This window comes from Paenibacillus darwinianus (assembly GCF_000598065.1).
GTDB classification, from domain to species: domain Bacteria; phylum Bacillota; class Bacilli; order Paenibacillales; family Paenibacillaceae; genus Paenibacillus_I; species Paenibacillus_I darwinianus.
Window position 1 is genome coordinate 11,021 of sequence record NZ_KK082135.1, and the last position, 17,489, is coordinate 28,509.

A 17,489-nucleotide genomic window follows, 5' to 3' on the forward strand; every position below is an offset into this window, starting at 1 on the left:
TCGCCCGATGGTACAGCTGGACGGCGGCCGTTTCGCAACGTCCGACCTGAACGACCTGTACCGCCGCGTCATCAACCGGAACAACCGTCTGAAGCGTCTGCTCGATCTGGGCGCGCCGGACATCATCGTACAGAACGAGAAGCGGATGCTGCAGGAAGCCGTCGATGCTCTCATCGACAACGGCCGCCGCGGACGTCCGGTAACGGGGCCGGGCAACCGCCCGTTGAAATCGCTCAGCCATATGCTGAAGGGCAAGCAAGGCCGTTTCCGGCAGAACCTGCTCGGCAAACGCGTCGACTATTCCGGCCGTTCCGTTATCGTGGTAGGACCGAGCCTGAAGATGTACCAATGCGGACTGCCGAAGGAAATGGCGCTTGAGCTGTTCAAGCCGTTCGTCATGAAAGAACTGGTCAACAAGGGCCTTGCCCATAACATTAAGAGCGCGAAGCGCAAAGTCGAACGCGTCAGCCCGGAAGTGTGGGATGTGCTCGAGGAAGTCATCAAGGAGCATCCGGTTCTGCTGAACCGCGCCCCTACGCTTCACCGTCTCGGCATTCAGGCGTTCGAGCCGACGCTCGTCGAAGGCCGCGCCATCAAGCTTCACCCGCTCGTCTGTACGGCTTACAACGCCGACTTCGACGGCGATCAGATGGCCGTGCACGTGCCGCTCTCGGCTGAGGCGCAAGCGGAAGCCCGTCTGCTCATGCTGGCATCGGGCAACATTTTGAACCCGAAGGACGGCAAGCCTGTCGTAACGCCTTCGCAGGATATGGTTCTCGGCAGCTTCTATCTGACGATGGACAATAACGAAGCGAAGGGCAGCGGCTCCATTTTCGGAACGGTTAACGAAGCGATCTCCGCCTACCAGCGCGGAATGTGTTCCTTGCATGCGCGCATCGTCATTCCGGCTCGCGTGCTGAACAAGAAGACGTTCACGGAAGAGCAGCAGAACTCGCTGGTCGTTACGACGGTCGGTAAGGTCATTTTCAACGAAATTTTCCCGGACACGTTCCCGTACATCAACGAGGCGACCAAAACCAACTTGCTGAAGGGTACGCCGGAGAAATATTTCATCACCAAAAAAGGCACCGACATTCAAGCTTACATGAATGAACTGTCGATTGCGGGTGCGGTGGGCAAGGAGTACCTCGGTCTGATCATTGCCGAATGCTTCCGCCAGTACCACACGACGCGCACGTCCGTTATTCTGGACAAAATCAAAGAGCTCGGCTTTACGTATTCGACCAAAGCCGGCATCACGATCGCCGTATCCGACGTTATCGTTCCGGACGAGAAGAAAATCATTCTGTCGGAGTCGGAAGAGAAGATCAAGGTCGTTACGAACCAGTACCGTCGCGGCTTGATCACAGACGAAGAACGGTATGACCGCGTTATCGAAATTTGGGGCCAGACGAAGGACAAAATCACCGACGTGCTGATGAAATCGATGGACCGCTACAATTCCATCATGCTTATGGTCGATTCCAAAGCGCGGGGCAACAAATCGCAGATTACTCAGCTCGGCGGGATGCGCGGCCTGATGGCGACGCCATCAGGACGGATTTTCGAGCTTCCGATCAAGTCGAACTTCCGTGAAGGCCTGACGGTCCTCGAATACTTCATTTCGACTCACGGTGCGCGGAAAGGTCTTGCCGATACGGCTCTTCGGACCGCAGACTCGGGTTACCTGACCCGCCGTCTGGTCGACGTCGCGCAGGACGTCATTGTTCGAGAGGACGATTGCGGTACGGATAAAGGCATCACCGTTACGAAGATTCACGACGGCAAAGAGGTTATCGAGGATCTGTACGACCGGATCGAAGGCCGCTACTCGTTCGAGACGATCCGTCACCCGCAAACGGGCGAGACGATCGTGAATCGGAGTGAATTGATTGACTCCAACAAAGCGGATGCGCTCATCGAAGCCGGCATCGAAAAGCTTCAGATTCGTTCCGTGCTCAGTTGCCGCGCCCGTCACGGCGTCTGCAAGATTTGTTACGGCCGCAACCTGGCGACCGGCAAGCACGTTGAGATCGGCGAAGCGGTCGGCATTATCGCGGCCCAGTCGATCGGCGAGCCGGGTACCCAGCTGACGATGCGTACATTCCATACCGGCGGCGTTGCCGGCGATGATATTACGCAAGGTCTTCCGCGTATCCAGGAGCTTTTCGAAGCCCGGAACCCGAAAGGCCAAGCGACGATCTCGGAGCTCGACGGCGTCATCCATGAGATCCGCGACGCGAAGGACCGCCGCGAGATCGAAGTTAAGGGCGAAGCGGAGTCGAAGATTTACACGGTTACCTACGGCTCACGCATCCGCGTAACGCCGGGCCAGCATATCGAAGCCGGCGACGAGCTGACGGACGGCTCGATCGATCCGAAAGAGATGCTTCGCATCAAAGGCATTCGCGGCGTTCAGAACTACATTCTGCAGGAAGTGCAGCGCGTTTACCGGAATCAGGGCGTTGAGATCAACGACAAGCACGTCGAAGTCATGATCAAGCAAATGCTCCGCAAAATCCGGATCGTCGATGCCGGCGATACGAAGCTGCTGCCGGGCGCGTTTGCCGATATTCATGAATATGAAGCGGCTAACCGCGAAGCGATCCTGTCCGGTAAAGAACCGGCTGTCGCCAAACCGGTTCTGCTCGGCATCACGAAGGCGTCGCTCGAAACCGATTCGTTCCTGTCGGCGGCCTCTTTCCAGGAGACGACTCGCGTCCTCACTGACGCGGCGATCAAAGGAAAGGTGGACCAGCTGCTTGGCCTGAAAGAGAATGTCATCATCGGCAAGCTCATTCCGGCGGGTACGGGCATGAACCGTTACCGGAGTATCCGGTTCGTCGGACAGGAAGAGGAGCCGAACACGGAAGAAACGCTTGAAACGGTACCTGTAGAATCGTAAGAGACGCAACGGACCGCTTGGCTTCGCCTGACTCGCTGAGCGGGAGGGCGCTGACGTTATCCGTTTGAAGCGGTGCCGGAGGGGACGCGAGCGTCAGTCTCCGGCCCGTTTAGTCTCTATATCGAAACGGAGATTTTCTTTTACAAAACTTTTGCATGTTGACTGATGAATCACCTTGACATGGCCATGCGGGAAGTGCTATTATGTCGTAGTGTGCCTACAAGGTTGGTCCCTGTGCTTGTTCGACTTGTTCGAGAGGATGAGGTGCCATGCCTTACAAGATCGGCACGAAGCAAACGACGAAGACGGTTGAGCAAGGAATTGCCAAGCAGGTACTCGTCGCTAAAGATGCAGATCCGAGGATTACGGGCAAGATTGTGGAGCTTTGCGATGCAGCGGGCATCACGATTACATGGATCGAATCGATGGAGCTTCTCGGGGATACCTGCGGAATCGACGTCGGAGCGGCCATGGCCGCATTAATCCCTGACGAACAATAAAGAACTTCTTGTTTTTGCCGAACATTCCTGCTTGGAACGACGGCAAAAACTTTCGTTTGTTTCTTTATGAACCACCTGGATCTGTGGGCTTGAAACAACGGCAAGAGGCATCATCTATTATGGGGAAGGAGGTGGCAGCATGCCAACAATCAACCAGCTCGTTCGTAAAGGCCGCCAAGCGAAAGTCGTTAAATCGAAATCGCCGGCTCTTCAAAGAGGGTTCAATGCTCTGAAACGCGAAGCGACTGACATCAGTGCGCCGCAAAAGCGCGGTGTTTGCACCCGCGTAGGCACGATGACTCCGAAGAAACCGAACTCCGCACTGCGGAAGTATGCTCGTGTTCGTTTGACGAACCGCGTAGAGGTTACGGCTTATATTCCGGGTATCGGTCACAACCTGCAAGAGCACAGCGTCGTTCTGATTCGTGGCGGCCGGGTTAAGGACCTTCCGGGCGTACGTTATCATATCGTTCGCGGTGCGCTCGATACGGCAGGCGTGAACAACCGCAAACAAGCTCGCTCCAAATACGGCGCGAAGCGTCCAAAAGCAGCTAAGAAGTAATCAGTTTTCATATTTTAAGAACCTCAGGAAAGGGGGACATCCTCATGCCACGCAAAGGACCCGTAACCAAGCGCGACGTACTGCCGGATCCGGTGTACAACAGCAAGCTGGTTACTCGACTGATCAACCGTGTTATGATCGACGGCAAACGCGGCGTAGCGGCAACACTGCTGTATGACGCATTCAAGTTGATCCAGGAACGCACGGGTAAAGAACCGATGGAGGTGTTCGAAGCCGCCATCAAGAATATTATGCCAGTGCTTGAAGTGAAGGCCCGCCGCGTAGGTGGAGCAAACTATCAGGTACCGATCGAAGTTAAACCGGAGCGCCGCACGTCGCTCGGACTTCGTTGGCTCGTGAACTACTCCCGCAACCGCGGCGAGAAGACGATGGAAGAGCGTCTGGCCGCCGAAATCATTGATGCATCGAACAACACCGGCGCATCCGTGAAGAAGCGCGAAGATACGCATAAGATGGCGGAAGCCAACAAGGCGTTTGCTCACTATCGCTGGTAGGATTTAAGAGACGAAAGGAGACATAATCATGGCTAGAGAGTTCTCCTTGAATAATACCCGCAACATCGGGATCATGGCGCATATTGACGCCGGTAAAACGACCACCACAGAACGGATCCTGTTCTATACGGGCCGTACCCATAAGATCGGCGAGGTGCACGAGGGTGCCGCGACGATGGACTGGATGGAGCAGGAGCAGGAGCGGGGCATCACGATTACCTCCGCGGCTACGACCGCTCAGTGGAATGGCAACCGGATCAATATTATCGACACCCCTGGACACGTCGACTTCACTGTTGAAGTCGAACGTTCCTTGCGCGTATTGGACGGGGCCGTAGGTGTTTTCAGCGCGAAAGAAGGCGTTGAGCCGCAGTCGGAAACCGTATGGCGTCAGGCTGACAGGTACGGCGTACCGCGTATCGCCTACGTCAACAAAATGGACATCATCGGTGCGGACTTCCTGAATGTCGTGAAAGACATGCGCGAGCGTCTGCAAGCGAATGCCGTGGCAATTCAATTGCCGATCGGTGCAGAGAATGATTTCAAAGGCGTTATCGATCTCGTCGAGCGCGTAGCTTACGTGTACAAAGACGACCTCGGCAAAGAGCCTGAGAAAATCGAAATCCCTGACCAATACAAGGAACAGGTCGAAGAGCTCCGCAACGAGCTCGTCGAGAAAGTGGCGGAGCTGGACGAAGAGTTGACGATGAAATACCTCGAGGGAGAAGAAATCTCCATCGCGGAATTGAAAGCGGCTCTTCGCAAGGGCGTTGTTCAAGTGAAGATCTTCCCGGTTATCGCAGGTTCTTCGTACCGCAACAAAGGCGTGCAGATGATGCTTGACGCGGTTGTGGATTATCTGCCGTCCCCGGTCGACGTTCCGGACATCAAAGGCGTTCTGGAAGACGGTACCGAGACGATCCGTAGATCCGGAGACGACCAGCCATTCTCGGCGCTCGCTTTCAAAATCATGACGGATCCGTTCGTCGGCAAGCTGACGTTCTTCCGCGTGTATTCCGGCGTTGTCGAAGCAGGTTCTTACGTGCTGAATGCCACTAAAGGCAAGCGCGAGCGGATCGGCCGTATTCTCCAGATGCATGCGAACAGCCGTCAAGAGATTGCCATTTGTTACTCCGGCGACATCGCCGCTGCGGTCGGTCTGAAAGATACGATCACGGGCGACACGCTGTGTGACGAGAAAAACCCGGTGATTCTCGAGTCGATGAACTTCCCTGAACCGGTTATCCAGATCGCGATCGAGCCGAAAACAAAGGCCGACCAAGATAAAATGGGTACCGCGCTCTCGAAGCTGTCCGAGGAGGATCCTACGTTCCGCGCTTACACGGACGAAGAGACGAACCAAACGATCATCGCCGGTATGGGTGAGCTTCACCTGGAGATCATCGTCGACCGTATGCTTCGCGAGTTCAAAGTCGAGACGAATGTAGGTAAACCGCAGGTTGCTTATCGCGAGACGTTCAAGACCCCTGCGAAGGTCGAAGGCAAGTTCGTTCGCCAGTCCGGCGGACGCGGCCAATACGGCCACGTTTGGATCGAGTTCGAACCGCAAGAGCCGGGCCAAGGCTTTGTTTTCGAGAACAAAATCGTCGGCGGTGTCGTGCCTCGTGAATATGTTCCAGCAGTACAGGCCGGCATCGAGGAGTCGATGAAGAACGGCGTTATCGCCGGCTTCCCGCTGGTCGATATCAAAGCCCGTATCGTTGACGGTTCCTACCACGACGTCGACTCCTCGGAGATGGCGTTCAAGATCGCAGGCTCCATGGCGCTCAAAGCCGCTAAGGACAAGTGTAATCCTGTCCTGCTCGAGCCGATCATGAAAGTCGAAGTTACCGTTCCGGAAGAATATTTCGGTGACGTAATGGGTATGTTGAGCTCCCGCCGCGGACGCATCGAGGGTACGGATTCGCGCTCCGGCGCGCAAATCATTCGTGCCAAGGTGCCTCTGGCAGAAATGTTCGGTTACTCCACGACACTTCGTTCCGGTACGCAAGGCCGCGGCGTGTTCGCGATGGAACTGTCCCACTACGAGGAAGTTCCGAAATCGATCTCCGAAGAGATCATCTCGAAGAGCAAAGGCGCTTAAGCCGTCCGAGTGCTTCGTTAATCGCTTAGAAGTTGCATTTGGCCGGGCGCCGTATTACACTTGTGGTGCACGCTCGGCCCACACATAACTATTTTTTAATATTAAGGAGGATTAAGTTCAATGGCTAAGGCTAAATTTGAACGTAACAAACCGCACGTTAACATCGGTACGATCGGTCACGTCGACCATGGTAAAACGACCCTGACGGCGGCCATCACCACCGTTCTCTCCAAAAAATACGGCGGCGCTGCCGTAGCTTTCGACCAAATCGACAAAGCTCCGGAAGAGCGCGAGCGCGGTATCACGATCTCGACCGCTCACGTTGAATACGAAACACCTAACCGTCACTATGCACACGTTGACTGCCCAGGCCACGCCGACTATGTTAAAAACATGATCACCGGCGCAGCGCAAATGGACGGCGCAATCCTGGTTGTATCTGCAGCTGACGGCCCTATGCCGCAAACGCGTGAGCACATCCTGCTCTCCCGCCAGGTAGGCGTGCCTTACATCGTCGTATTCCTGAACAAATGCGACATGGTGGAAGACGAAGAGCTCCTTGAGCTGGTTGAGATGGAAGTTCGCGACCTGCTGAACGAGTATGAATTCCCGGGCGACGACACGCCGATCATTCGCGGTGCAGCTCGTGAAGCTCTGCAAAACCCTGACGGTCCTTGGGCCGACAAAATCGTTGAACTGTTTGAGCAAATCGACACGTACATCCCTACGCCTGAGCGCGACACCGACAAGCCTTTCCTGATGCCTGTTGAGGACGTGTTCACGATCACGGGCCGCGGTACGGTTGCTACGGGCCGCGTTGAGCGTGGTGTGGTTAAAGTTGGCGACGAGGTGGAAATCATCGGTCTTGCCGAAGAAACCCGCAAATCCGTATGTACGGGCGTCGAGATGTTCCGTAAATTGCTTGACTCCGCTCAAGCGGGCGACAACATTGGCGCATTGCTGCGTGGTGTTGAGCGTAAGGATATCGAGCGCGGTCAAGTTATCGCGAAGCCGGGTTCGGTTAAGCCGCACACGAACTTCTCCGCTCAAATCTACGTCCTGACCAAAGAAGAGGGTGGCCGTCATAAGCCGTTCTTCACAGGTTACCGTCCACAGTTCTACTTCCGGACGACGGACGTTACCGGGATCATCAACCTGCCAGAAGGCAGCGAGATGGTTATGCCTGGCGACAACATCACTGTTTCGGTAGAACTGATCGCTCCGATCGCTATCGAAGAAGGTACGCGTTTCGCTATCCGCGAAGGCGGCCGGACGGTAGGCGCTGGCGCCGTTGCATCGATCTCGAAATAAGCCGTTGCGGCTTTAGCCGCATGGTATCGTTCGAAAGCCCTCACCTAGCGTGGGGGCTTTCTTAACTTTTGGCGGGTCCAATGATTTGAAGTGTCTTGGCGACTGTACAACCGCTATGGAGAAAATTCAATCCCATTAATGGTTGAGAGCCTTAATAGATGGTTTCGAAATAAGTGAGCTTGGGGGGAATCCAATTCGGCTTATTAATCTGCTCCACGTATGTACAACGAATTGGGTTTAATGCGTTAAGCGGATGGCAAGGTTTAGTTCGTGTTCGCTGAGGGGACACTGTGGACGGAGACCGCAAACAAAGACCGCCGATCAAGCGTCGGCGGCTTCCTTCTGCGCTTTCCTGCTCGCCGATTACGGGGGACATTTTTTCTTTTCCATAGATGAATAAAAAATGTTGCATTCGTCTATTCATTTCGATATAATATTGACTGTTGGTCTGCGACGTTGCGATGATGCGAGAGGTTGCCGACACACCCGGCCCCTTTGCCATGAGGTGCCAGTCGGGACACTGTCGGGGTATTCTCGCGGAGTATGTCCGATACTAAATTGGGCGATAGAAGGAGGGACTTATATGGCAAAGCAAAAGATTCGTATCCGCTTGAAAGCATACGATCACAGAATTCTTGACCAATCCGCGGAGAAAATCGTGGAAACCGCAAAACGTTCCGGTGCAGGCGTATCCGGGCCGATTCCGCTTCCGACGGAAAAGCAAATCATCACGATTTTGCGTGCGGTGCACAAGTACAAGGATTCCCGTGAACAATTCGAAATGCGCACGCATAAGCGCTTGATCGACATTGTGAATCCGACGCCGCAAACGGTTGATGCGCTGATGCGTCTGGATCTGCCATCCGGTGTAGATATCGAAATCAAACTGTAAGACGAACGATAACTTAACGTGTGAAAGGAAATGAGGTGTCAACATGAAAGGTATCTTAGGTAAAAAGCTCGGCATGACGCAAGTGTTTACCGCAGAAGGCAATGTGGTGCCGGTAACGGTTATCGAGGCGGGTCCTTGCGTCGTCCTGCAAAAGAAAGACCAGTCGAACGACGGTTATGAAGCCGTTCAGCTCGGTTTTGCCGATAAGAAAGAAAAGCGCGCGATCAAGCCGGAAATCGGCCACGCGAAGAAAGCCGACACGGCTCCTAAGCGCTACGTTAAAGAAATTCGCGGCATCACCATCGGCGAATACGAGGTTGGCCAGCAATTGAAAGCCGACCTGTTCGCAGAAGGTGAATATGTTGACGTAACGGGTATTTCCAAGGGTAAAGGCTTTGCCGGCGTCATCAAGCGTTGGGGACAAAGCACGGGCCCTATGTCTCACGGCTCCCGCTATCACCGCGGACCGGGTTCGATGGGTTCTATCCAGGCGAACCGCGTACCGAAGGGCAAGCGCCTGCCAGGCCACATGGGTCATGAAACGATCACGATTCAGAACCTTGAGGTCGTCCGCGTGGACGTTGAGCGTAACGTGCTGCTGGTGAAGGGCTCCATTCCGGGTCCGAAAAACAGCTTCGTGAAAATCAAATCGACGGTGAAAAAATAAACCTTTAAAGAAAGGAGGAACATGAAATGCCAAAAGTAGCAGTATTTAATGTGAGCGGTTCGCAAGTAGGCGATATCGAACTGAACGACACGGTTTTTGGTATCGAGCCTAACGTTCACGTCCTGCACAGCGCCGTTCTGCTTCAGCAAGCTGCAGAGCGTCGCGGTACGCACAAAACGAAAGGACGCTCCGAAGTGCGCGGCGGCGGCCGGAAGCCTTGGAAACAAAAAGGCACAGGTCGGGCTCGTCAAGGCAGCATCCGGGCACCGCAATGGGTAGGCGGCGGTACGGTATTCGGACCGACACCACGCTCTTACAGCTTCAAACTGCCGAAGAAAGTTCGCCGTTTGGCGATCAGATCCGCACTGTCTTCGAAAGTGATCGATAACGAAATCATCGTATTGGATCAACTGGCGCTGAACGCTCCCAAGACGAAGGAATTCGCCGGTTACCTGAACAATCTTAAGGTTGCCCGCAAGGCGCTGATTGTTACGGCCAATTATGAAGATAACGTAGCGAAGTCCGCTCGTAACATCCCAGGCGTCAAAATCGTCGCTGCAGACGGCATCAATGTTCTGGATGTTATGCTTTACGACAAGCTGATCATCACGAAAGAAGCGGTCGAGAAAGTACAGGAGGTGCTTGCATAATGAAGGATCCACGCGATATTATCAAGCGCCCGGTCATCACGGAACAAACGAGCGAATTTATGGTTAACAAGCGTTACGTGTTCGAAGTTGATCTCCGCGCTACCAAGACGGAAATCAAATCTGCCGTTGAGCAGATCTTTAAAGTGAAGGTCTCCAGTGTGAACACGCTGCGTATGCCGGCTAAGCCGAAGCGTTATGGCCGTCACTCGGGCTACACGTCCGAATGGAAAAAAGCAATCGTTCAGCTCAGCGCTGACAGCAAAGAACTCGAATTCTTCGAAGCATCCGTATAAGTAAGGAGGGAAACCAAGTGCCAATTAAGAAGTATAAACCGACTTCGCCGGCCCGTCGCGCCATGTCGGTCTCGACTTTCGAAGAGATCACGACAAGCACGCCGGAGAAATCGTTGCTTGCGCCGCTGTTCAAGAAAGCCGGCCGCAACAACCAAGGTAAAATTACGGTTCGTCACCATGGCGGCGGACACAAACGTAAATACCGTATTATCGACTTCAAGCGGAACAAGGACGGCGTCGCCGGTAAAGTGGCTACCATCGAATACGATCCGAACCGTACGTCGAACATCGCGCTTATCCACTATGCGGACGGCGAGAAGCGGTACATCATTGCGCCGAAGGGCCTCAAAGTCGGCGATCAGATCATGTCCGGACCTGGTTCCGATATTAAGATCGGCAACGCGCTGCCACTGGAAAACATTCCGGTAGGTACGGTTATCCACAACATCGAGCTGAAGCCGGGCAAGGGCGGCCAATTGGTCCGCGCTGCAGGTACGGAAGCTCAGCTGCTTGGTAAAGAAGAAGCATACGTCGTTATCCGCCTGACTTCGGGCGAAATGCGCCGTATCCTGAAAACCTGCCGCGCAACGATCGGTTCCGTAGGCAACGAGGATCACGAGCTCGTGAAAATTGGCAAAGCCGGACGTAACCGTTGGCTCGGCAAGCGTCCTCAAGTTCGCGGCGTCGTCATGAACCCGAACGATCACCCGCACGGCGGCGGCGAAGGCCGCGCACCAATCGGCCGCAAATCGCCGATGTCGCCTTGGGGCAAGCCGACGCTTGGTTACAAAACGCGTAAGAAGAAGAAGGCTTCCAGCCAATATATTATTCGTCGCCGCACGAAATAATAAACGACCGGGTCGCCGAACGGCCATCCGGTCCAGTCGAAGGGAGGAACACCCATGGGTCGCAGTCTGAAGAAGGGGCCGTTTATCGACGGTTACCTGCTCAAGAAGGTTGAGGACTTGAACACGACGAACAAGAAGGTCGTGATCAAAACGTGGTCCCGCCGTTCCACCATCTTCCCGCAATTCATCGGTCACACGTTCGCCGTTTATGACGGTCGCAAGCATGTGCCGGTGTATGTAACGGAAGACATGGTCGGACACAAGCTCGGCGAATTTGCGCCGACGCGCACGTACAAAGGCCACACCGACGCCGAGAAGAAAACGGGCAGAAGATAATAATCGCCGCCGCAAGCAGTTTTTACACGTATGAGAGGAGGTTCTACCTATGCAAGAAGCAAAAGCCAGCGTCAACCACGTACGCGTCGCTCCTCGGAAAGCGCAACTGGTTGTGGATTTGATCCGCGGCAAGCAAGTCGGCGAAGCAATCGCCATCCTGCGTCATACCCCGAAATCGGCATCTCCGATCGTGGAGAAGCTGCTCAACTCGGCCATCGCAAACGCGGAGCATAACTACCAACTGGACGTGAATAAGTTGGTCGTTTCTCAGGTTTACGTGAATCAGGGTCCAACTATGAAACGTTTCCGCCCGCGTGCAATGGGACGTGCCAGCCGGATCAACAAGCGAACCAGCCACATTACTTTGGTGGTATCCGAAAAATAAGGAGGGAAAACGTGTGGGTCAAAAGGTAAATCCCGTCGGTCTTCGTATCGGCATTATCCGTGATTGGGAATCCAAATGGTATGCCGGCAAAGACTTTGGTGATCTTCTTATGGAAGATGTGAAAGTTCGTGAATACCTGAAAAATAAATTAAAAGACGCAGCCGTTTCCCGCATCGAGATCGAGCGCGCGGCTAATCGCGTCAACGTTACGATCCATACCGCGAAGCCGGGCATGGTCATCGGCAAGGGCGGTTCCGAGGTGGAAAACCTGCGTTCGGAACTGGCGAAAATCACCGGCGGTAAAAAAGTACACATCAACATTTCCGAAATCAAACAAGCAGATCTGGACGCTATTCTGGTAGCGGAAAGCATCGCTCAGCAGCTTGAACGCCGCATCTCGTTCCGTCGCGCTATGAAGCAAGCGATCCAACGGACGATGCGCGCAGGCGCGAAAGGTATCAAAACCGGCGTTAGCGGTCGTCTCGGCGGTGCGGAAATCGCACGCTCGGAAGGCTACAGCGAAGGTACAGTGCCTCTGCATACGCTGCGTGCCGATATCGACTACGGCACGGCGGAAGCTCATACAACTTACGGCCGCATCGGCGTGAAAGTATGGATCTACCGCGGTGAAGTCCTTCCGACCAAGAAGAAAGCTGCCGTCCAGGAAGGAGGCAACTAATCATGTTGGTACCAAAACGCGTCAAACACCGCAAACAGCAACGCGGCAACATGAGAGGCCGCGCTAAAGGCGGTACGGAAGTGGTTTTCGGCGAATATGGCCTTCAAGCCATGGAGCCGTCATGGATCACGAACCGTCAGATCGAGGCTGCTCGTATTGCAATGACCCGTTACATCAAGCGGGGCGGTAAAGTTTGGATCAAGATTTTCCCTGCCAAGCCGATCACGCAAAAGCCTCTCGAGGTGCGGATGGGTAGCGGTAAAGGTAACGTGGAGAAGTGGGTAGCCGTCGTTAAGCCGGGCAAAATCTTGTTCGAGCTCGCCGGCGTATCCGAGGAGATCGCACGCGAAGCCATGCGTCTTGCGGCTCACAAGCTCCCGGTTAAGACGAAATTCGTGAAACGCGAAGAAGTGGGTGGTGAAGCAAATGAAGGCTAGTGAATTCCGCAACCTGACCACTGCTGAACTCGAACAGAAAATCGCAGGCTTCAAGGAAGAGCTTTTCAACCTTCGTTTCCAACTGGCTACCGGCCAGCTGGACAATCCGACCCGGATTCGCGACGTGCGGAAAGAAATTGCTCGCGCCAAGACGATTATTCGTGAACGCGAACTGGGGATTACGAGCTAATTGAAGTCCCTTAAATAGACGAATACCGTTTCTTTTAAGGAAGGAGGAAGAACATGAGCGAACGCAACGCACGCAAAGTTCAAATCGGCAAAGTCGTCAGCGACAAGATGGATAAAACGATCGTAGTCGCCGTCGAAACGTACAAGAAGCATGAGCTGTACCACAAGCGCATCAAGTACACGAAGAAATTCAAAGCACATGACGAGAACAATCAAGCCAAGATCGGCGATATTGTTAAAGTAATGGAGACTCGTCCGCTTTCCAAGGACAAGCGCTTCCGTCTGGTCGAAATCGTCGAAGAAGCGATCATCCTGTAAGACGACTGAATCTTAAGCATTTTTCCGAAAGGAGGACGTTACCATGATTCAACCCTTTACACGTCTGGCTGTTGCCGACAACTCCGGAGCAAAGGAACTGATGTGCATTCGGGTGCTGGGCGGAACGGGACGTCGCGTCGGCCACATCGGCGATCTGATCGTTTGTTCCGTAAAATCCGCAACACCCGGTGGCGTTGTCAAAAAAGGCGACGTAGTTAAAGCCGTTATCGTTCGTACGCGTCGTTCGGTCCGCCGGAAGGACGGTTCTTATATCTCGTTCGACGAGAACGCAGCTGTAGTCGTAAAAGAAGATAAGAGCCCGCGCGGCACGCGTATTTTTGGACCGGTTGCCCGTGAGCTTCGCGATAAGGATTTCATGAAAATCGTATCGCTCGCACCGGAAGTTATCTAAAGTCATCCCCACAAAGTGAAGCAAAGCGTTGCAGCGTAGTCCAAGTGCTTTGCGGGGGCCCCGATAGAAAGAACAAGCTTTAGCCCAATTTGCAGTCGAAGTGAGGTGTAACAAATGCCAAGGCTGAAAAAAGTGCTGGAATCGCACAATAACAAGCTGCACGTGAAGAAGGACGACAACGTCATCGTCATCACGGGCAAAGACAAAGGGAAGAAAGGCCGCGTCATCGCCGCTTATCCCCGCCAGAACCGCGTCCTGATCGAAGGCGTGAACATGGTGAAGAAGCATACGCGTCCGTCCCAGCAAAACCCGCAAGGGGGCATCGTCGAGCAGGAAGCTGCGATTCACGTATCGAACGTTATGCACGTCGATCCGAAGAGCGGCAAGCCGACTCGCGTCGGTTACAAAGTGCTCGAGAACGGCAACAAAGTCCGGATCGCGAAGAAATCCGGCGAAGTCATCAACTAATTCAGTTGACGGAAAGGAGGTCCATGATTCATGGCAGCAAGAATGAAAGATCGTTTTCTGAACGAAATCACGCCTGCTCTGATGCAGAAGTTTAACTATACGACGGTTATGCAAGTGCCGAAGATCGAGAAAGTCGTAATCAACATGGGTGTCGGCGAAGCGGTTGCCAACTCCAAGGTTCTCGACGTTGCGGTTGACGAGCTCCAGCAAATCGTCGGTCAAAAACCGGTTATCACGCGTGCGAAGAAGTCGATCGCCGGCTTCAAGCTTCGCGAGAACATGCCGATCGGGGTTAAAGTTACGCTGCGCGGCGAGCGCATGTACTACTTCCTCGACAAGCTGTTCAACATCTCGCTTCCGCGCGTCCGTGACTTCCGCGGCGTTAGCACGAAGGCGTTCGACGGCCGTGGCAACTACACGCTGGGCCTGAAGGAACAGCTGATTTTCCCGGAGATTGAATACGATAAAGTCGATAAAGCACGCGGTATGGACATCGTCATCGTCACTACGGCAAAATCTGACGAAGAAGCTCGTGAGCTGCTGACCCAATTGGGTATGCCGTTCGCGAAGTAATCCACTTCCAGGAGGTGTATACCAAGTGGCAAAAACTTCGATGAAAATCAAGCAGCAACGTGCTCCGAAGTTTAAAGTTCGCGCTTATACGCGCTGCGAGCGTTGCGGCCGTCCGCACTCCGTTCTGCAGAAGTTCAAAATTTGCCGGATTTGTTTCCGCGAATTAGCATACAAAGGCCAGATTCCTGGCGTCAAAAAAGCAAGCTGGTAATCAGCCGAGTTCGGGAAGGAGGTTTTCGAGAATGGTTATGTCTGATCCTGTTGCAGATATGTTGACCCGCATTCGCAACGCGAATACTGTGCGTCATGAAACCGTGGAATTGCCCGCTTCGAAAATTAAGAAGCAAATCGCCGAGATTCTGAAAAGCGAGGGCTTCATCCGCGATGCCGAATATATCGAGGATAGCAAGCAAGGGATGATCCGTATTTTCCTGAAATACGGCCCGAACAACGAGCGCGTAATCACCGGCCTGAAGCGCATCAGCAAACCGGGACTTCGCGTGTACACGAAATCGACCGAGGTTCCGCGCGTATTGGGCGGTCTGGGAATCGCGATCATTTCCACGTCTAAAGGCATTATGACGGATAAAGCTGCCCGTCAAGCAAAAGCTGGCGGCGAAGTCGTCTGCTACGTCTGGTAATACAACCGAAACAAGATTGGAGGTGTCACAATGTCCCGTATTGGCCGTAAACCGATCCAAGTGCCGAATGGCGTTAACATTACCTTGGATAACAGCTTGATTACCGTAAAAGGCCCGAAAGGCACGCTGTCCCGTGAGCTGCACAAGGATATGAAAGTCGTTGTTGCAGAGAGCGAAATTACGATCGAGCGTCCTTCCGACAATAAACTGCACCGTTCCCTTCACGGAACGACCCGGAGCGTTGTTGCCAACATGGTGAACGGCGTAACGGAAGGCTTCAGCAAAAACCTGGAGCTCGTAGGCGTCGGTTACCGGGCGAACAAAACGGGTGACAAAGTCGTCCTCAACGTCGGCTACTCCCACCCGGTAGAGATCGTACCTGATAACGGCATTGAGTTCGAAGTGCCATCGAACACGAAAATCATCGTCCGCGGCATCGACAAGGAGCTTGTCGGCGCAACGGCAGCCAAAATCCGTTCCGTACGCGAGCCGGAGCCGTATAAAGGTAAAGGTATCAAGTACGAAGGCGAGCGGATCCTTCGCAAAGAAGGTAAAGCAGGTAAGAAGAAATAATAGACGGCCTGAACGGCCTTTACTTGAAACGGCGTTTAAACCCGTCGTTACCCGCGGCATGACCGCCATGTAGAAAGGAGTGTACCGAACTATGATTATAAAGGGCGACAAGAACAAAGCGCGTCTGAAAAGACACCTGCGAGTCCGTAAGAAAATCAACGGTACGGTTGCACGGCCGCGTTTGTCCGTATACCGTTCTGCGAAACATATCTATGCCCAGCTGATCGACGACGTACAAGGCGTAACGATCGCTGCAGCATCGACTGCGGATAAAGAGCTTGCCGGCAAAATCGGCAACGGCGGCAGCACGGAGGCAGCTCGTCAAGTAGGCGAACTGATCGCATCCCGCGCTAAAGCGAAAGGCGTAGAAAAAGTCGTATTCGACCGCGGAGGCTACCTGTACCACGGCAGAATCCAGGCATTGGCAGACGCGGCTCGCGAAGCCGGTCTTGAGTTTTAATCAACAAATCGAACAAGGAGGTATAACGACTTGCGTATAGATCCGAATACGTTAGAACTGACGGAAAAAGTAGTTCAGATCAACCGCGTAGCGAAGGTTGTTAAAGGCGGACGCCGGTTCAGCTTCAGCGCGCTGGTAGTCGTCGGCGACGGCAAAGGCTGGGTTGGCGCAGGGATCGGCAAAGCTTCCGAGGTGCCGGATGCGATCCGCAAAGGCATCGACGACGCGAAGAAAAACCTGATCCAGGTTCCGCTTGTCGGCACGACAATTCCGCACTTGGTGCTCGGTCATTTCGGCGCAGGCGAAGTTCTGCTGAAGCCGGCATCCGAGGGTACGGGCGTTATCGCCGGCGGTCCGGTTCGCGCAGTGCTCGAACTGGCCGGTGTAGGCGACATTTTAACGAAATCTCTCGGTTCTTCTAATTCCATGAACATGGTTAACGCGACGCTTGAGGGCCTTTCCCGTCTGAAACGCGCCGAGGACGTAGCCAAACTGCGTGGAAAAACCGTAGAAGAGCTGCTCGGTTAAGGAGGCGAAATCGATGGCAAAATTGCAAATCACCCTCGTTCGCAGCCTGATCGGCCGCAACGAGAAGCAGCGCGCGACCGTTCAAGCGCTGGGCTTGCGCAAGCTTCACCAATCGGTTGTCCAGAACGACAGCCCTGCCATCCGTGGCATGGTGAACCATGTCAGCCACCTGGTTAAAATTGAAGAAGTGCAAGGCTAACTGCCTGCTATAGAACAGAAGGCAAAATCTACAAGGAGGTGCTA

26 protein-coding genes are annotated in these 17,489 nt (G+C 53.9%); all 26 read left to right on the forward strand.

The window, feature by feature from the left end:
• Window positions 1-2,905: DNA-directed RNA polymerase subunit beta' (gene rpoC / locus BG52_RS03025; protein WP_036580022.1), on the forward strand; the 2,905-nt coding region annotated here is incomplete at its 5' end.
• 269 nt (window positions 2,906-3,174) lie between these two features.
• Entirely contained in the window at window positions 3,175-3,405 is a 231-nt protein-coding gene (locus BG52_RS03030; protein ID WP_036580025.1) for a ribosomal L7Ae/L30e/S12e/Gadd45 family protein, read from the forward strand.
• Between the two features lie 139 nt (window positions 3,406-3,544).
• The gene (gene rpsL / locus BG52_RS03035) at window positions 3,545-3,967 is read left to right on the forward strand and encodes a 30S ribosomal protein S12 (RefSeq protein WP_036580027.1); all 423 of its coding nucleotides are present in this window, start codon (window positions 3,545-3,547) and stop codon (window positions 3,965-3,967) included.
• A 44-nt stretch (window positions 3,968-4,011) separates the two neighbouring features.
• On the forward strand, window positions 4,012-4,482 hold the full coding sequence (gene rpsG / locus BG52_RS03040) for a 30S ribosomal protein S7 (protein ID WP_036580029.1): 471 nt from the start codon (window positions 4,012-4,014) through the stop codon (window positions 4,480-4,482).
• 28 nt (window positions 4,483-4,510) lie between these two features.
• Window positions 4,511-6,586 carry an elongation factor G gene (gene fusA / locus BG52_RS03045; protein WP_036580031.1) on the forward strand — a complete coding sequence of 692 codons (2,076 nt, stop codon included), beginning with the start codon at window positions 4,511-4,513 and terminating at the stop codon, window positions 6,584-6,586.
• A 120-nt stretch (window positions 6,587-6,706) separates the two neighbouring features.
• The gene (tuf, locus tag BG52_RS03050; protein ID WP_036580034.1) at window positions 6,707-7,897 is read left to right on the forward strand and encodes an elongation factor Tu; all 1,191 of its coding nucleotides are present in this window, start codon (window positions 6,707-6,709) and stop codon (window positions 7,895-7,897) included.
• A 583-nt stretch (window positions 7,898-8,480) separates the two neighbouring features.
• A complete protein-coding gene (gene rpsJ, locus BG52_RS03055; RefSeq protein WP_005544556.1) occupies window positions 8,481-8,789 on the forward strand; it encodes a 30S ribosomal protein S10 in 309 nt (102 codons plus the stop codon).
• A 43-nt stretch (window positions 8,790-8,832) separates the two neighbouring features.
• Window positions 8,833-9,456, forward strand: coding sequence for a 50S ribosomal protein L3 (gene rplC, locus BG52_RS03060; RefSeq protein WP_036580038.1), 624 nt, complete (start codon window positions 8,833-8,835; stop codon window positions 9,454-9,456).
• A 26-nt stretch (window positions 9,457-9,482) separates the two neighbouring features.
• Window positions 9,483-10,106: a 50S ribosomal protein L4 gene (gene rplD / locus BG52_RS03065; protein WP_036580040.1), complete on the forward strand. Its 624-nt coding sequence runs from the start codon at window positions 9,483-9,485 to the stop codon at window positions 10,104-10,106.
• Window positions 10,106-10,399: a 50S ribosomal protein L23 gene (rplW, locus tag BG52_RS03070; protein WP_036580042.1), complete on the forward strand. Its 294-nt coding sequence runs from the start codon at window positions 10,106-10,108 to the stop codon at window positions 10,397-10,399. Before rplD ends, rplW begins: the two co-directional genes overlap by 1 nt.
• A 17-nt stretch (window positions 10,400-10,416) precedes the next feature.
• Window positions 10,417-11,247 (forward strand): 50S ribosomal protein L2, encoded by an 831-nt coding sequence (rplB, locus tag BG52_RS03075; RefSeq protein ID WP_036580045.1) that lies wholly within the window; start codon window positions 10,417-10,419, stop codon window positions 11,245-11,247.
• A gap of 54 nt (window positions 11,248-11,301) precedes the next feature.
• Window positions 11,302-11,583: a 30S ribosomal protein S19 gene (gene rpsS, locus BG52_RS03080; protein WP_036580049.1), complete on the forward strand. Its 282-nt coding sequence runs from the start codon at window positions 11,302-11,304 to the stop codon at window positions 11,581-11,583.
• 49 nt (window positions 11,584-11,632) lie between these two features.
• Window positions 11,633-11,968, forward strand: a complete 336-nt coding sequence (gene rplV / locus BG52_RS03085) for a 50S ribosomal protein L22 (protein ID WP_036580052.1) — start codon at window positions 11,633-11,635, stop codon at window positions 11,966-11,968.
• A 13-nt stretch (window positions 11,969-11,981) separates the two neighbouring features.
• Window positions 11,982-12,647 carry a 30S ribosomal protein S3 gene (gene rpsC / locus BG52_RS03090; RefSeq protein ID WP_036580054.1) on the forward strand — a complete coding sequence of 222 codons (666 nt, stop codon included), beginning with the start codon at window positions 11,982-11,984 and terminating at the stop codon, window positions 12,645-12,647.
• Between the two features lie 2 nt (window positions 12,648-12,649).
• Window positions 12,650-13,084: a 50S ribosomal protein L16 gene (gene rplP, locus BG52_RS03095; protein WP_036580055.1), complete on the forward strand. Its 435-nt coding sequence runs from the start codon at window positions 12,650-12,652 to the stop codon at window positions 13,082-13,084.
• Window positions 13,074-13,274 carry a 50S ribosomal protein L29 gene (rpmC, locus tag BG52_RS03100; protein ID WP_036580058.1) on the forward strand — a complete coding sequence of 67 codons (201 nt, stop codon included), beginning with the start codon at window positions 13,074-13,076 and terminating at the stop codon, window positions 13,272-13,274. The genes rplP and rpmC overlap by 11 nt, the downstream gene beginning before the upstream one ends.
• Window positions 13,275-13,327: 53 nt before the next feature.
• Window positions 13,328-13,591, forward strand: a complete 264-nt coding sequence (rpsQ, locus tag BG52_RS03105) for a 30S ribosomal protein S17 (RefSeq protein WP_036580061.1) — start codon at window positions 13,328-13,330, stop codon at window positions 13,589-13,591.
• 43 nt (window positions 13,592-13,634) lie between these two features.
• Window positions 13,635-14,003, forward strand: coding sequence for a 50S ribosomal protein L14 (gene rplN / locus BG52_RS03110; RefSeq protein WP_036580063.1), 369 nt, complete (start codon window positions 13,635-13,637; stop codon window positions 14,001-14,003).
• Between the two features lie 114 nt (window positions 14,004-14,117).
• Complete coding sequence (gene rplX / locus BG52_RS03115; RefSeq protein WP_081793533.1) at window positions 14,118-14,471, forward strand: 50S ribosomal protein L24; 354 nt, start codon at window positions 14,118-14,120, stop codon at window positions 14,469-14,471.
• Window positions 14,472-14,501: 30 nt separating this feature from the next.
• Window positions 14,502-15,044, forward strand: coding sequence for a 50S ribosomal protein L5 (gene rplE, locus BG52_RS03120; RefSeq protein ID WP_036580065.1), 543 nt, complete (start codon window positions 14,502-14,504; stop codon window positions 15,042-15,044).
• A gap of 25 nt (window positions 15,045-15,069) precedes the next feature.
• Window positions 15,070-15,255 (forward strand): type Z 30S ribosomal protein S14, encoded by a 186-nt coding sequence (locus BG52_RS03125; protein WP_036580069.1) that lies wholly within the window; start codon window positions 15,070-15,072, stop codon window positions 15,253-15,255.
• 31 nt (window positions 15,256-15,286) lie between these two features.
• Window positions 15,287-15,685 carry a 30S ribosomal protein S8 gene (rpsH, locus tag BG52_RS03130; protein ID WP_036580072.1) on the forward strand — a complete coding sequence of 133 codons (399 nt, stop codon included), beginning with the start codon at window positions 15,287-15,289 and terminating at the stop codon, window positions 15,683-15,685.
• A gap of 30 nt (window positions 15,686-15,715) precedes the next feature.
• A complete protein-coding gene (gene rplF / locus BG52_RS03135) occupies window positions 15,716-16,258 on the forward strand; it encodes a 50S ribosomal protein L6 (protein WP_036580075.1) in 543 nt (180 codons plus the stop codon).
• A 91-nt stretch (window positions 16,259-16,349) separates the two neighbouring features.
• The gene (rplR, locus tag BG52_RS03140) at window positions 16,350-16,718 is read left to right on the forward strand and encodes a 50S ribosomal protein L18 (protein ID WP_036580077.1); all 369 of its coding nucleotides are present in this window, start codon (window positions 16,350-16,352) and stop codon (window positions 16,716-16,718) included.
• A 30-nt stretch (window positions 16,719-16,748) separates the two neighbouring features.
• Window positions 16,749-17,246, forward strand: coding sequence for a 30S ribosomal protein S5 (rpsE, locus tag BG52_RS03145; RefSeq protein WP_036580081.1), 498 nt, complete (start codon window positions 16,749-16,751; stop codon window positions 17,244-17,246).
• 13 nt (window positions 17,247-17,259) lie between these two features.
• Window positions 17,260-17,445 (forward strand): 50S ribosomal protein L30, encoded by a 186-nt coding sequence (rpmD, locus tag BG52_RS03150; RefSeq protein WP_036580084.1) that lies wholly within the window; start codon window positions 17,260-17,262, stop codon window positions 17,443-17,445.
• The last annotated feature ends 44 nt before the right edge of the window (window positions 17,446-17,489 follow it).

Coding starts and splice junctions, on each gene's coding strand:
- BG52_RS03030 (WP_036580025.1), top strand. CDS start 3,175: ATGCCTTACAAGATCGGCACGAAGCAAACGACGAAGACGGTTGAGCAA.
- tuf (WP_036580034.1), top strand. CDS start 6,707: ATGGCTAAGGCTAAATTTGAACGTAACAAACCGCACGTTAACATCGGT.
- rplF (WP_036580075.1), top strand. CDS start 15,716: ATGTCCCGTATTGGCCGTAAACCGATCCAAGTGCCGAATGGCGTTAAC.
- rpsG (WP_036580029.1), top strand. CDS start 4,012: ATGCCACGCAAAGGACCCGTAACCAAGCGCGACGTACTGCCGGATCCG.
- rpsL (WP_036580027.1), top strand. CDS start 3,545: ATGCCAACAATCAACCAGCTCGTTCGTAAAGGCCGCCAAGCGAAAGTC.
- rpsQ (WP_036580061.1), top strand. CDS start 13,328: ATGAGCGAACGCAACGCACGCAAAGTTCAAATCGGCAAAGTCGTCAGC.
- rpsH (WP_036580072.1), top strand. CDS start 15,287: ATGGTTATGTCTGATCCTGTTGCAGATATGTTGACCCGCATTCGCAAC.
- rplV (WP_036580052.1), top strand. CDS start 11,633: ATGCAAGAAGCAAAAGCCAGCGTCAACCACGTACGCGTCGCTCCTCGG.
- rplW (WP_036580042.1), top strand. CDS start 10,106: ATGAAGGATCCACGCGATATTATCAAGCGCCCGGTCATCACGGAACAA.
- rplD (WP_036580040.1), top strand. CDS start 9,483: ATGCCAAAAGTAGCAGTATTTAATGTGAGCGGTTCGCAAGTAGGCGAT.
- rplX (WP_081793533.1), top strand. CDS start 14,118: ATGCCAAGGCTGAAAAAAGTGCTGGAATCGCACAATAACAAGCTGCAC.
- rpmD (WP_036580084.1), top strand. CDS start 17,260: ATGGCAAAATTGCAAATCACCCTCGTTCGCAGCCTGATCGGCCGCAAC.
- fusA (WP_036580031.1), top strand. CDS start 4,511: ATGGCTAGAGAGTTCTCCTTGAATAATACCCGCAACATCGGGATCATG.
- rplP (WP_036580055.1), top strand. CDS start 12,650: ATGTTGGTACCAAAACGCGTCAAACACCGCAAACAGCAACGCGGCAAC.
- rplR (WP_036580077.1), top strand. CDS start 16,350: ATGATTATAAAGGGCGACAAGAACAAAGCGCGTCTGAAAAGACACCTG.
- rpmC (WP_036580058.1), top strand. CDS start 13,074: ATGAAGGCTAGTGAATTCCGCAACCTGACCACTGCTGAACTCGAACAG.
- rplE (WP_036580065.1), top strand. CDS start 14,502: ATGGCAGCAAGAATGAAAGATCGTTTTCTGAACGAAATCACGCCTGCT.
- rplC (WP_036580038.1), top strand. CDS start 8,833: ATGAAAGGTATCTTAGGTAAAAAGCTCGGCATGACGCAAGTGTTTACC.
- rpsS (WP_036580049.1), top strand. CDS start 11,302: ATGGGTCGCAGTCTGAAGAAGGGGCCGTTTATCGACGGTTACCTGCTC.
- rpsJ (WP_005544556.1), top strand. CDS start 8,481: ATGGCAAAGCAAAAGATTCGTATCCGCTTGAAAGCATACGATCACAGA.
- rplN (WP_036580063.1), top strand. CDS start 13,635: ATGATTCAACCCTTTACACGTCTGGCTGTTGCCGACAACTCCGGAGCA.